The organism is Brevibacillus reuszeri, from assembly GCF_001187725.1.
In the GTDB taxonomy this organism is placed as follows: Bacteria; Bacillota; Bacilli; order Brevibacillales; family Brevibacillaceae; genus Brevibacillus; species Brevibacillus reuszeri.
Genome location: NZ_LGIQ01000007.1, coordinates 118,446 through 131,639, shown reverse-complemented (window position 1 = coordinate 131,639; position 13,194 = coordinate 118,446). Strand labels below are relative to the sequence as shown.

General features: G+C 40.4%; 15 protein-coding genes and 1 pseudogene. 5 read left to right on the top strand and 11 right to left on the bottom strand.

Features of this window, described 5'->3' with window-relative positions:
• Positions 1-1,115 precede the first annotated feature (1,115 nt).
• Positions 1,116-2,141 carry a copper amine oxidase N-terminal domain-containing protein gene (locus ADS79_RS10305; RefSeq protein ID WP_161807274.1) on the top strand — a complete coding sequence of 342 codons (1,026 nt, stop codon included), beginning with the start codon at positions 1,116-1,118 and terminating at the stop codon, positions 2,139-2,141.
• Between the two features lie 785 nt (positions 2,142-2,926).
• Here ADS79_RS10305 and ADS79_RS10300 read toward each other — a convergent pair.
• The 3 genes from ADS79_RS10300 to ADS79_RS10290 form a co-directional block, all read right to left on the bottom strand.
• Positions 2,927-3,169 carry a permuted SH3 domain-containing protein gene (locus tag ADS79_RS10300; protein WP_049738336.1) on the bottom strand — a complete coding sequence of 81 codons (243 nt, stop codon included), beginning with the start codon at positions 3,167-3,169 and terminating at the stop codon, positions 2,927-2,929.
• Between the two features lie 99 nt (positions 3,170-3,268).
• Positions 3,269-3,772: a hypothetical protein gene (locus ADS79_RS10295; RefSeq protein ID WP_141261172.1), complete on the bottom strand. Its 504-nt coding sequence runs from the start codon at positions 3,770-3,772 to the stop codon at positions 3,269-3,271.
• 34 nt (positions 3,773-3,806) lie between these two features.
• Positions 3,807-4,196, bottom strand: a complete 390-nt coding sequence (locus tag ADS79_RS10290; RefSeq protein WP_049738334.1) for a hypothetical protein — start codon at positions 4,194-4,196, stop codon at positions 3,807-3,809.
• A 1,173-nt stretch (positions 4,197-5,369) separates the two neighbouring features.
• Here ADS79_RS10290 and ADS79_RS10285 point away from each other — a divergent pair.
• Positions 5,370-5,771 (top strand): hypothetical protein, encoded by a 402-nt coding sequence (locus ADS79_RS10285; protein ID WP_236699943.1) that lies wholly within the window; start codon positions 5,370-5,372, stop codon positions 5,769-5,771.
• Between the two features lie 337 nt (positions 5,772-6,108).
• Here ADS79_RS10285 and ADS79_RS10280 read toward each other — a convergent pair whose 3' ends face one another.
• The 4 genes from ADS79_RS10280 to ADS79_RS36055 form a co-directional block, all read right to left on the bottom strand.
• Positions 6,109-6,381: a hypothetical protein gene (locus ADS79_RS10280; RefSeq protein ID WP_049738333.1), complete on the bottom strand. Its 273-nt coding sequence runs from the start codon at positions 6,379-6,381 to the stop codon at positions 6,109-6,111.
• 101 nt (positions 6,382-6,482) lie between these two features.
• Positions 6,483-6,575, bottom strand: coding sequence for a YjcZ family sporulation protein (locus ADS79_RS34250; protein WP_236699976.1), 93 nt, complete (start codon positions 6,573-6,575; stop codon positions 6,483-6,485).
• Positions 6,576-6,906: 331 nt separating this feature from the next.
• Entirely contained in the window at positions 6,907-7,686 is a 780-nt protein-coding gene (locus ADS79_RS10275; protein ID WP_049738332.1) for an alpha/beta fold hydrolase, read from the bottom strand.
• Positions 7,687-7,927: 241 nt separating this feature from the next.
• The gene (locus tag ADS79_RS36055; protein ID WP_236699942.1) at positions 7,928-8,527 is read right to left on the bottom strand and encodes a hypothetical protein; all 600 of its coding nucleotides are present in this window, start codon (positions 8,525-8,527) and stop codon (positions 7,928-7,930) included.
• A 1,106-nt stretch (positions 8,528-9,633) separates the two neighbouring features.
• On the opposite strand from ADS79_RS36055, the pseudogene ADS79_RS36635 reads away from it, so the two are divergent.
• The 3 genes and pseudogenes from ADS79_RS36635 to ADS79_RS10260 form a co-directional block, all read left to right on the top strand.
• A pseudogene (locus ADS79_RS36635) lies at positions 9,634-9,921 on the top strand (Ig-like domain-containing protein); the annotation flags it as partial.
• A 503-nt stretch (positions 9,922-10,424) separates the two neighbouring features.
• Positions 10,425-10,595, top strand: coding sequence for a hypothetical protein (locus ADS79_RS35250; RefSeq protein ID WP_161807273.1), 171 nt, complete (start codon positions 10,425-10,427; stop codon positions 10,593-10,595).
• A 457-nt stretch (positions 10,596-11,052) separates the two neighbouring features.
• The gene (locus ADS79_RS10260) at positions 11,053-11,448 is read left to right on the top strand and encodes a hypothetical protein (protein WP_049738331.1); all 396 of its coding nucleotides are present in this window, start codon (positions 11,053-11,055) and stop codon (positions 11,446-11,448) included.
• A gap of 73 nt (positions 11,449-11,521) precedes the next feature.
• Here ADS79_RS10260 and ADS79_RS10255 read toward each other — a convergent pair whose 3' ends face one another.
• From ADS79_RS10255 to ADS79_RS10245, 4 genes are read right to left on the bottom strand one after another with little or no spacing between them, the layout of a single operon-like run.
• Positions 11,522-12,010 (bottom strand): hypothetical protein, encoded by a 489-nt coding sequence (locus ADS79_RS10255; RefSeq protein WP_049738330.1) that lies wholly within the window; start codon positions 12,008-12,010, stop codon positions 11,522-11,524.
• Positions 11,971-12,273, bottom strand: a complete 303-nt coding sequence (locus ADS79_RS10250; protein WP_049738329.1) for a zinc-finger domain-containing protein — start codon at positions 12,271-12,273, stop codon at positions 11,971-11,973. Before ADS79_RS10250 ends, ADS79_RS10255 begins: the two co-directional genes overlap by 40 nt.
• Before the next feature lie 18 nt (positions 12,274-12,291).
• Positions 12,292-12,456, bottom strand: coding sequence for a hypothetical protein (locus ADS79_RS34915; RefSeq protein ID WP_141261203.1), 165 nt, complete (start codon positions 12,454-12,456; stop codon positions 12,292-12,294).
• Between the two features lie 14 nt (positions 12,457-12,470).
• A complete protein-coding gene (locus ADS79_RS10245; protein ID WP_049738328.1) occupies positions 12,471-13,187 on the bottom strand; it encodes a Rha family transcriptional regulator in 717 nt (238 codons plus the stop codon).
• Positions 13,188-13,194: the final 7 nt, after the last annotated feature.

Below are 13,194 nucleotides of genomic sequence, written 5' to 3'. Positions count from 1 at the left end.
AGAATATCCGGACTTACTACCACCTACTACTAACAATCTGTACTTCACCGGTATTCCTATGAACGCTGGTGCTGAGGCTGTGGTTGAATTTGCGTCTAATGGGAATGGCAAATCATTCCACACGCCATCTTCTTGAGACTGTTGTAACACTACGCTAGTAGCACCTACTGGCTTACTAAATGTGAAATTAATCATCAATACATATTGTGAATAGTCCAGATCTGAAATTGGAGTTACGCTATTCTCGTCTTATACCTTATGGTTTTATAACGAGCCTACACCGTGCGGGCGACTTTCATCGCACACGGCGTTCTATCAACAGATAAAAAGGTCTCCTTTCGTCGTCTGAAACTTACAATGGGCATCTTCATTCTATCAAGCTACAATCAACAAAGAATAAACAAGGAAAATTCTGATGGAGTACCGAGCTCCCTAAAAAATCCCTCTCCACTTGAAAAGAGCCTTACGCCAAAGGCTTACCGTCTGTACCCAGACCCATAGATTCCAGGTCAGTTTGTACAGAATCCTTAAGGTTTGCAGGAATCTAATCAAATGTACGGCGACCAGTGATAATCAAGCTTACCATACCAATACCATTGTTTTTTCACCTCCTTTCAAGCATAAAAAATAAGCCATAGCCATAGTCGTTGAAGCATATCACGTGCCTCCTTCTATGTGGGCTTATGCCTGTGGTTATGTGACCATTTCGTATAGTTGTAAAACTCCATTGCAGGCTGCAAAGTCTTGCGCGTATTGTCCATTTGCTATTTCAAGGCAGCCAACCGTCTCACGAACACGTTCGTTTGCTTAAGTTTTAGCATGTGTACCAAATTGTTTATGTATTACTACAGAGGTCAAAATGTTCGATCCCGATAACCAGCAAGTCTATTTCTCTCACGTGAATTACGTCCCCAACCTTGTGAGGTTGACGAAAGAGCCGGAATTCAGACTTAACCGTGACAATAATCGATCCTCTTCCACCTCTTTCCCTCCCTTGTTACAAAAGTAATGTTGAATTAACCATGAATTTAATGGTAAGATGACCAAATATGTATAATTTTGGAATAACGATTAGAAGCCTATTCCAGCTGATCAATGAAAGAGAGGAGCTTGTTATGTCATTTCATGTTACGTACTTCGGCAAGAGTAAAAGGGTGTTAATGACACTTCTACTATTGCTCATCATTATGTCGGCATTTGGTTACCATGGCGTTACCTTGGCACAAGAGAATACAACTACTGTTACTATCCTGATTGATGACAAAGAAGTTCCATCAGAAGGGCAAACATCTATATTAATAGGGGGAACAGTTTTTTTCCCCGCTAAATCGCTCTTTCAAGCATTATCCATTCATTTGAAATGGGATCAAACGACAAATACAGTCAAAGGGTATCGAACTAACGAACTTTGGATTGAAATCGACCCATCAAAAGAGATTGGAACCCTTGAAGGGAAACCTTTTTTGATAGAACCATCCCCAATGGTCATAAATGGTACACTTATGCTTCCTTCGACAATCATCCCACAGCTATTTAATTATGAAACAAATTATGAGCCTTTTACTCGCACGCTAAAAATCGATACGACTTCGTACGTCGGTATTAACCCCTATACAAGTTATCAAAAGAAGATGCAACGAGATTTAGATAAATCGTCTCCAGATAAACTCTTCGAAGATATATTGAGCCTTTATTTGGAGAAAACAATCTACTACCGGGGAGGTGGAGTGTACGATTCGAATGGCAATAAGATTTATTTAGACAACCTCACCCCCATGTCGATTGTAAAAGTAGATAAATCACAGCCAGATATTCGAACATTAACCCTTCTCTCAGGAAGCAAGACTTACACGTTAGATTTGTATAACGAGTTTGACATCCTGGATACATTCTTGTATTACGATCCGTACAAAAAATATAATTGGTCCAAAAACACTTGGGATCAAATAAAGCTCCGAAATGTTCACGTTGGTATGAATGTTGATATGGTATTACTAGCAAAAGGCAATCCACTCCAAAGAATTCCTATCCTAAACGATCAAAGCCAATCTGAACAATGGGTCTATCAAAACGGTACCAATGGATACTTGTATCTCACTTTTACAGAAGGTGTTTTGGCAAGCATTCAAAATCATAAATGACCCATCATTACCACCAATAAATAGGAATAGTATGAGTCTTGATATTTCTTTTATCACACCAATACTTGTAGAGATGACTTGTCCGTTAAAGTCAACACTGCCAGTATGCCAGTAATCAAGCCGATATTGGCAGTGCATTTACGTTTATAAAACCATACTATTAAGTTTACCCTTAGGTTAATTCCTAAGGGTCTTTCTTGACCCACTTGCTATTATTAACACCCCAGCACTTCTGACAGATCATCATTTCTCCACCCCATTTAACAAATCGATTGTTGTGATAACCTAATGATTTTTCCAAGGTATTGTTTTAAGATAATCCCAAAATCATCTGGAACAGGAACGATTTTAGGATTACATCTGCTGAAGAATTTATAAGACTTAGAACGAATAAAAATCCTGAGGAATATCTTCGTGCAGCTTGGGATGACGCCCTGCTGGATGTTTGGCATGAAGTAATTAAAAATTACCCCGACATGTCATTTTGGGTTGCTAAAATTAAATCAGTACCTGTTGAAATTCTTTGCATTTTGACAAGTCACCCAGAGGAGGAAGTTCGAAGCATGGTTGCTTCAAAAAGCAAGCTCCCTGAAGAATTGCAACCCAAGCTTGCGAGCGATCCCAAATTCTTTGTTAGACAACGTATTGCATATAACAAGAAAGCAACATTTAAAGCCCTGTAAATTATCAGTCAAGACAAAGATGATGAACTGAGAGCTCATGTTCTGAAACGGAGAGTCTGCAAAATCATTACGTACGCTTACTTTCAAATAAGTTGAGTTGGATTACTCTATTTTTACTTTGCTTCCATCGTTTATTAGCGTTTGTCCCTTATAAACGACTTTATCACTTTCCGCAAGGCCGGATATCACTTCGGCTTGTTCACTGGACATATTTCCTACCTTAATCTCCACTTTTTTGACGGTATCACCATCTACTTTATATGCATAATACTTGCTACCCTCTGCTAATACTGCTGTTTTCGGTATCACCATATTTTGCGCTTCAACAGATTTTTCTACGACCACACTCGCAACCATCCCTACTTTAATTTGTTCTCATTGTTTGGAATCAGTATCTCTACGGGATATGCTTTAGTCTCTTCATTCATAATGGGACTGATCGCATCAATCGCTTTTAAAGTCTTCCAAAGCGAGATATAATTCTTTCCATGTTTTATATTCCTGACTGATCGTTTCTCTCACTTGTTTTTTCGCTTCATCTAAAGAGATCTGAAGGATCTTTGCTTGATTTTGTTTAATCCTTCCCAAGACTGTATGCATGCGACTACAATCATCTATTATTTTTAGTCTTTTCAACTCGTATTCCAATTGAATTTTAACTTGCAAAATTTCTGGCTTACTTGCCATATTGACTTCAATCGCTTGTTCTTCTGTAAGAAAATTAGTTTCTTCCTCATGTTTTTCGCTGGTTAAGATCCATTTTTTAGAATCTTCTACCTTTAAAATTTCATTCAGCAACTTCTGTTCACTCTCAACTTTTTCAACAGCTTTCTGATATGAATCGCTCAAGATGTCCTGACGAGCTTTCAACTCGGATAGATCCTTTGTATGGTTGAACCGATTTGCTATACCGGAAATGTATGCCAACCTGCTTTGACGCTGTTTCACGAGTTCGAGCTCTGCCTCCGCTTGAACAAGATTGTTATACAAGTTTGTTGTTTTTTGAGCAACAGCATCCTCCCACTCGTTTCTGTTGCAAGTAGCTGAACTCCACTGACTGCTCGCGGTCATTCTTTAATTCAGACTTTGCCACTTCCATGTCAAAACTTTCGATGTCATCTGGGAATTCTTTATAACTCCACTTGGCAATCTGGTAAAGGTATTCGGTATTCTCAGAGAATAACAGACTTATCGCCACTTGAGTATCGGCGTTTATTGCGTACTCTATCGCTTTTTCCAGCGTTAGCACCTCAGGATCCGTCTCTTTATCTATTTTGGCTTCTGCCCTAGCCAGCGAAGGTGTCATATAAGCAAGTAGCAAAACAATGCACACAAGTGAATGTAGTTTGAGGTACGCAGGTTGAAAGCGCAACGTTATTCCCCTTTCAAGTTGTCAGTTATGGTGATCGTTAAATTGGCAGGCAAAAAGGTTTTTTTACAATCTGTACTGTATCGGATCCTTTTACGAGTACAAATAAACCGCTACCAGCTTCTCTTTAGCCAAGGATTATCTCGTCCAGCCTTTGCCCGCTTAGAACTTGTTCCTCCAATCAGCATAATGGGTTAATCGTTTTCAAATTGGAAAGCCCCTATATTGTTTTGCCTTTATGAATTCCCCCCGTGCCAGAGTAATTTGGATGTGAGCGATTGCATAAATCGTAATTACTCTGACTTTTTTTGAATAAATTGAAGTTAGCTTGTATTTTGCAGCATTCTTTTTTGTCCTTCAATATCTCACGATCATTCTGGCGTTAATCAGGTCGAAACTTATCGATTTGGCTGTTGATTCGATCCATTTTGATGATGATGGATTAAATCGATACTCTTGGAATGAAATTGTATGGAAGGAATTGGACTTTTGCTAGGCTTTTCTCTCGCAGATGTACTTAATCTAATAGGACGATTCAGCTAAGCTGCAACCTAACAATGTACGTTGACCACAAAACCGTTCTTGGCGAGTGGGGAGTTTTGGAAGGGGGGAAGATTCAGTTTATAGCAAAAAACCCTTGTATATCAAGGGTTTCAACGTTCTATGTATGGTGATCCGGACTGGGTTCGAACCAGCGACCCCCACCCTGTCAAAAGGACAGGGTATTCTTATTAGTACAGAGCCAATCTTTAAAACCCTTGATAATCAAGGGTTTTTCTCGTTCGTATCCGTTCGTACCCGAGTGAATTTTTGGGATTCCGAGTGAAGTTCGTCCCCATTTCGTCCCCAGCCGTCCCCTATCCTCTGTTGCTTGTGTAAAAGTAAAGTGCTGCCCCACTAATGTGGAGGCGTGAGCTGGGGTTCTTGGTGTATCTTTTTTATGTACCAACGCTGAAAATCCTATCCATTAAAACCCAACCGACGAATATAACATTACTAGCGAAAACTAAATGTTTTATGATCGCTCATCAAGTAGACAATTCGTTTTCTGTTCATAATTTTTGATAACGGCCAGATTGGTTACAAATAGGCCTGTGTATTGGTGCACTTTAATCAGGCAAATCCCATACAATAACGTGTCATTTGACTATTGCATCTTAATGTGGAGGGGACCAAGTGGCTAGTCATCCTACTGACCGTCAGATGCATCCGATTCTTATAGATGTAAGACAAATTGCTCCAAATCAAATTTTGATGATGTATGATCTGAGGACTGATTTAGAATCAGCAACTAACGTTGCTAATTACTGGATTAGAAGTAATTCTGTGCGTCCCACTGGTATTTCAAGCGTTGGCATGAGCCCTGCACTATCGGCAGCAAATGCAATACGCCCTGATATGGGAATGATTACTCCTGTCAACAACTCAAGAAGAAGATTCGTCATAACATTTAGGGAAAACGCCATGTCAGGTGTCCTACATGTGGTTCTCCCGTGTTTTGTCAACTTAGAGGGAAGGACAGGTTTTAGGGGAGAAAACTGGGGTACCTTCAGCAGTAACATGTTTATCAGCATGTAAATCCGATGAGGCAGTATTTGTTGTAACATCTTTTTGTTAGCTATGGGTACGATTGTTTAATAAACCAAAGCCAGTCTAAACTGAATTAGATCAACGACATCATTCCAACAACATTATTTTCTATGAACATTTACTCCTCTGATTGCATGGATAGGTACTTATTAATGAAGAAAACCCGTCTCCGCTTAAAACAGGGACGGGTCTGCTATTTCAAGGAAAGAACTCAGATTATTTGTGATATCTGCTTGAATAATAGTGATACTATTTTAGGGGTTTAAGTTGCTCAACTGTCTCTGATCATGAAAAAGGTATTCATAATGATTCATCATTTAGCCTATTAATTAATTTTAGATGGTGGAGGGAATTTACTCAAAACCTCATTTGCTATTCGTATACCTTTTACAATTGCATCAAAATCAATATTTATGTTAGGTAGCGAAAAAAGCGACTTTTTCTTAGGTCTTTCTTGTGTTTTTGACCATTCTTGATAATACTGGTCCAACTTTACAGGATTTTTTTTCATTTTTTTTATTGAGATCTTTTTTACCTTGAGCCAATTCAAAAATTCAGGAGTATAACTGTTACTTTTGTTAATTGATTGTTTACCCAAATTTTCAACCTCACCTCGATTCGTAAATAAATAATGCAAAAGGAGAAAAGCTACTCAATCTCCCTTTGCATTATTCTTGCTCCTTACAACGTCTCTATCAATTAATCACAACTACATGCAATAATTACCAACAAAATGAAAAGTACCAGGATCAGAGCAAAGTCATCAAACTCATTAAAGATTCCCAATTTCACTCCCCCCTTTCCATAATCATACAATATGTGCTTCGCTCCATTTTTGCCTGTATCATCACCCAAATAGTAAATGATTAAAATGAACTAATGTTGAAGTCCTTTGGGTATGAAAATGCCACGTGGGTGGGGATGGCTGCGAAGCCCAAAGAAGTATGTTTACAACAAGGTTTAACAGCGAACAACGGTTGATATCTTCTCGTTGATTAAGAAGTTGTTCAAATAAAAAATGCCCTCCCCGGATTTAACTGAAGGAGGGCTTCCGTATTAGTTTAAATGGTGGTTGCTCCATAGAAATAAGGTGTTATTCTGAAGGCAAGTTATTCAACTGGCGTTATGCAAAAGAAGATAATATTTGGTTGAATCTATCACGCTCCTCCAAAAAAGGGCAATGGCCGCTGTATTGGAATGGAACTAATCGCGAATTTTTAATCAGCTTATTCGTTTCCTGAGCTTGGGTAAACGGAACGACTTTATCATGAATTCCATGAATAATTAATGTGGGCACATCGATCTGTCCAAGATCGTTGTAAACATTCTCGTCTCTTAGCGTGACCATAATGGCGGAAGTCGACCAATTCGCAGCTTGTAAACCCATTAGAAAGAACCATTCGGATTTCGGTTCAGAAATGTACTGAAAGAAAAAAATCCCCGTTTGGTTTTGCAGCATTTTCGGACGGTCATTGTTTGTTTCTTCGATGATTTTATTCGTAAATTCTTTTGGAACGCTTGATGGAGACGCAGCGTCGATCAGGGCGAGTTTAGATACCCCGTACCCTTTGTAACGAGCCATATAACGAATCGAGATCGCTCCTCCGGTAGAGTGTCCTGCCAGTGTTATGTTTTTTAGCTGTAACGCTTCGATGACCATATGAAGATCATCTGCTAATCTGTCAAAACCGTAACCGTTGAATGGTTTATCCGAATTGCCGTATCCTCTCCAGTCCATACCGATACAACGATATCCGAGCTTAGGAAGGTAATTGAACTGATATTCGAACTGGTTATGGTTTAGCGGCCATCCATGAATAAAAAGTATCGTTTTATTTCCCTTCGGATTGATGTCCTCTATAAATACTTTTACGCCCGGTTCCACAGTAACGAAGTATCCCAAGTGTATCGCCTCAATTTTAATAAATGTACTTCCCAATTAAGATATTCGACCTAGGCAAGGTGAATGCCTAATTTCGGCGTCAAATTGGGTTTAGAAAGTGCGTAGAGATTTCTGAGGAATAACTTGAGTAAAAACAATTTCTTCAGATCATTGAGCTAACGGGACACGTTAGTTCAATCCTCGCGGAGCTGTACAAATAAAAATAGCCCTCCTCCGGACTTTTTATCCGAGGAGGGCTTCACTATTTCTGTAGTATTTTATCTGTCGCACGGTCAAGCAGAGTAAACACCAGCCAAGGCAACTCTTCAAGGACGCCTTTCGGGTCGTCCTTTAGCCGCTGTTTCCATTTCTCGGGTTCGTTTAGCAGCCCTTTAGCAGCAAGACTGTCAATCGCTTTTAAGCCTGCTTCTCGCTCCCATTCATCAAGCTTCAATCCAGCTTGACAGCTATTAACAGGTTTGTCCACTTGTTGTGGATTGGTATCCCACCAGCCCTCATTTCCCAATCCATCGTTTAAATCCACGTCATGTCCTGCAAGCGTCTGACCGTTCTTGTACTGATACAGATTGGCTGATTTGGACAACTGCCCCTTACTCCAAGCGTAAGTCTGCCAAAAACGCTGGCAGGCTCCTCTCTTTGCCATTTCTTCGACGACAGCGTAAGAGCCATACACACCAACAAGATAACCAGGAACCTCATTTGCAGCTGCTCTCAGGTACGCCTCAAGCGCTCCGCAATGGTGCCACGCCTCATCCTTTTTGCAGTGGTATCGACTTCTACGGTAGACCTTGCAAGTAATGAACCTGCTGAATAAGTTGACGATGGCACGTTTGTCTTTCATCTTCCTGCCCCCTTTCTACTTATTCTTGGATTTGCTACAAGACACATGAAATATTATGTTAAATACACATTTCACTATATTCAGCCCCTGCCTTCACTTGATTAAAGAGAAATTAGGGGACAACACATATTCGTGGAAACAGATGTATTTCCATGTAGGTTCGTCCAATCATTTTCTACTCTTTTCGATTACATATATGGTATGTAACGATGAGGAGGTGGAGTAGTGTCTGGTTTCTTCTTCCGTAGGCGCCGTCGATTTTTCTTTCGTCGGCGACGTCGTCGCTTCTTTTAAATAGAGTTAGCCCGATACCGTTCGAATTTATCAGTTCGGACGGTATCATTTTTACTCTTTTGTTAAAGAGTAAAAACGTTAGATTCACTTCCAATTGGTATTTTTTACCTCGAACATAACGCTTGTCCTAAGCATAAGTTAGGTATTGAGTAACGGGTTTGGCGACCCACGTTACTCAAGGGCTTATCATGATTCACCGTGGGGATGTGAGCCGTGAAGGATTGGTGGCCTAGCGGCTCACATCTAAATTATCCAAGCACTTGGAAACTCATATGTTGGTGGTTTAGGAAACATATGAGGAATACCGCTGTTCCAAGACCGAATCAACACAACACGTTATCGTATGCATTTTCATTAGTGACTGTTCCAACTTCATTAATCACCAATTCTCAACATTGATTTGAAGGATAGATCAAGGCTTAGGTAACATACGTAATGTTTTGTAAAATGCTGCTTTGATGCTGTTTAGCACTCTATAACAATTGCGAGTTTCTTNTTAAAGTGACTTTCTTACCTCACCTGCATAGGTGAGGTATTTTTTTATCAGGTCTGTAAGCTTCACAATTACCGTCTTGTTTAAAAATATCGTTGTATACACTTACCACATCGATTGGTTTGTAAAACTCTTTTACTGATGATTCTGTCGAAAAAATCATCTGTAAGTCAGGACATATGAGCGGTATAATTTGCTTGCCCATTGTAAATTTTCTTTCTTCTTCGTTGATGGAACGCCGTGTGCGATGAAAGTCGCTCGCACGGTGTAGGCTCGAACGAAAACCCTCATAAAGAGAAGGGAATAAGTCGAGAATAGCAATCATGCACCTGTAGTAGTAAGTCCCATTCCGGATCAAACGATGCTCCCTGGGATACCTATAATCACTGTTGACGTGGCAGGGAATTTTTCCGACCCAGATGGAGATTCTCTGACCTTCTTGATCTTCTCGATGGTTGGAAGTCCCGCTACAGCCACTTTAGATGCATCGGGAAGCTTAACAATTTCTAGAAATCCCATTCAAACTGGTTCCGTTACAGTGACTATTACAGCCATTGATGCCAAAGGAGCAATGGTCTGGGATGATTTCCAAGTCGATATGAGGTAGCTATTTCTGGTGCTTCAGGAACATGTAAAAGTAGAATTTCCACTAACGTCCTCTTGGGTTATCCCAGGGGGTATTTTTTTGGACACTGGGCTTGCCGCTTGCTCACCTCATTTAACAAATCGTGTGATGTGTTAATCCAAGTAATCTAGGTCCCAACTTGATAAATTACTAACTTTAGTTAGTAGACTTATCTATCACCGCATTTATACTGAAATTGCCCGTTGTAATTGTAAGTTTTCACTTTTTTATCCGTTGATAGAACGCCGTGTGCGATGAAAGTCGCCCGCACGGTGTAGGCTCGAACGAAAACCCTCACTAAAAGAAGGGGATAAGTCGAGAATAGCCAACTTGCAAATGTAACTATTGATCCTACGACAGTAGTTGAAGGCGATTACACTACATTTAACCATTATTTAGAGTGTACACTTACTATCAATGGAGACTCATTAAACGATGGTAATATATCGCTTGATTCAATCATCTTAGAAGGTGACTTTTCAGATTTGAGCATTGCGATTATGAGCAATTTCCCTGGAGGAAAAGTAATTGAACTGAAGCTTTATGGAAAATTAATTCGAAAAACAGGGAATGGAACCATTACCATTAAAGGTGAAGCACTTAAAAAAGGCAGTGACCTCTCCGCAACAATTCCAGTGCAGTGGTTTAAAGATTAAAAAGTGCTCCATCAACGGCCCTCGGGATAACCGAGGGTATTTTTTTCAACAAGCCCCTTACCACAATTACCGTTTTGTTATATGACCGCTCTTCGCAAGTAGCAGTTCCGAAAAGTATTATCATGTTTCAGGTACTGTGTATCAGAACACATTCCTAAATTCCAGAACCAGGCGTCCTATATTAATTTACGAATTATGTTAACGTTAACTATAAATAGTCAGTTACACTAACACCAAATCATCTCGGAAAAATATAATATTTTAGGCTAATGAAAATACTGTTCCATTAGTCTAGCCTCCTACCCTTTGGACGCCACCTACCCTGGCGTCCTTAATTATTGACTACTACTGCTATTTAACTAACTACACAATTTGTTAAATTGCCTCTTCCACACTCAAATGTTGCTAAATTCTTTTTATTGGTTATTATGTGAATATCTGAACTGGGGGTGGAAGTTTGTCCACTAATTACAATGAAATTATGGATATTATTTATTCTCTCGAAACAAACACGTCTAAGATGCCTGATCAAGAAATCATAAATAAAATTTTATCCTGGACTCCGAGTTATTCTTGTGAGAGCGCTGCAGAAGGATATTTTATGGTTGTGTCTACTGTTCTTCATTTTCGCCCCCACCTGGAAGAGCAATTGATAATAAAGGCCATCGAGCCTTTGTACTATCTTGGAATTGATAACCCACAAGACGTTATCGGTTGGATAAATCATTATCACCTCAGTAAGGGCCCCTATCGTCCTTGGAAGTATGGTTCACATTGGCTCGGTACAGCCCATACAAAAGTTGAAATTTTTCAGAGAGCACTTTTGCAGTTGTCAGAAGCAGAAGACGATTAATACCGGTTATCACAATGAATCAAGTGTGCTGCCCCCGAGTAACAAAGGCAGTTTGCCCAGCCTGGTCTTTTGCCTATTCACTAGGAACGGTTGTCACCTCTATGATTCCGCTCCTTACCCTGTAGTCCAGGTCGGAACCAAGAGCGAACAGTCCTTGTTTGATTAAGTCAGCCATTTGCTCATCTTCTGTTCTGATAGAAATATGACCTAGCCTTGTAAGCACCTCTTGAATAGTTGGGCCGTCACTAGGTTCTTGTTGATGTTCTTGGTAAATAGCTGCTTCTTCGGATAGTTTCTTGATTTCTTTTTTCAGTTTGATTATTTCGGCATCCTTCCGAGCGAGCTGCTCTTTAAAACTATCGCTTTCTTGTGTAGTCAACTTTGGCAGCTCTCCTTTCCCTACCTGTGGCAAAGCTGCATTACGCTTCCCCACGGTGATGCCCCATTTCTTTTTCTTTTGAATTAAAGTTTGAGAAGTCATATTGTATTGTTCAGCTATCCGGCGATCCGTCAACGTTCCACTTAGCTCCAGATACTTTTCTCTAATGAGCTGTTCTCCCATATCACCACCTTGTTTTGAGGCGAAAGCTCTTCTTCGTTTTCGTCCTTTGATTCTTTTCCAGCAAGCAAGAGTTGCCCTAATGCGGATAGTTCTTTTCCAACTTCACACTCCGCTGTGCATTTGCTTTGAGCCGCTGTTTGTCCGTACTCTTTGTAGTTTGCTGTGTAAACCGTACAACCTTTGCAATGTTTCTCTACCGTATCGTTTATTTTGATACGGATTGCTCTTTTCATCTGCCGTTTTAAATCTGTAGGTGAGCTCATCTGCTAACCACCTCGATTTCAACTGACCAAACCAGTTTTCTCTTCTTCCTCCATTGCCAGCTCATCCACATGCCCTGCTAAGCAGCCTAGGCAGCAGAAGTGTTCAACGGATGGCTTCTTACTTACCAGGATCCATTCAGGTTTGTCCGCCACGATCTGCTCATCACAAAATGTACAATTCACGATAACCTCCCCTTTCATGAAAACGACATTTGCCGGTTGGCATCTTCAATTTCTCGCAAGAGCTTACCTTGTGGCCTCCAGCTGCTGATGTACTCTTTTGCTTTGTCCATATCGAGGACGCGAGTATTCTTGTATGATTCGACGTTGAAATATCCCTTGAAGTCAGACCACAATGAAGAGAACACTTTCCCGCGCAGGCTCCTGTCCCTATAAGCTGGCCCGTCTTTGCCTTCCAGTATTGAAATGACTTGCTTTCTTCCCAAATTGGTCAGCTCCAGTTGCTGGCCATAGTCGACTGTCTTGCTGACTTCCAATCGTTCGACCCGGCTTTCGATCTCTTGTTGTTTCTGGTCCAGAAAGAAAATCGCCTTTACTTCTGGGCTTAGATTAGAAAATGGATTTTGAATAGTTTGCTCCATTTCCTCAAACTTTGTCACGTAGGCTGCCGTGAAGAGAACGCCTTTTTCTCCTGTCAACTTATTTGCAACCATTTCACAGCCTTTACGGGTAAGGAGGTAGCATTTCAATTTGCGTCCGGTGGTATCCTGATAGGTGCTTTCGATGAAGAAATCACTCACCCCAAAATTGGGGGCAGTGGATTTTGAAAGGATAGCAACATACCCGTCGATATCTCTCAATAAATGGTCATGTCTCTTTTCCACCTTTTCCCCAACTTCTCTACTGTCTACTAGCAATTGCCCATTCTGATTGATGATTGTGAGCTTATCCATACCTTCA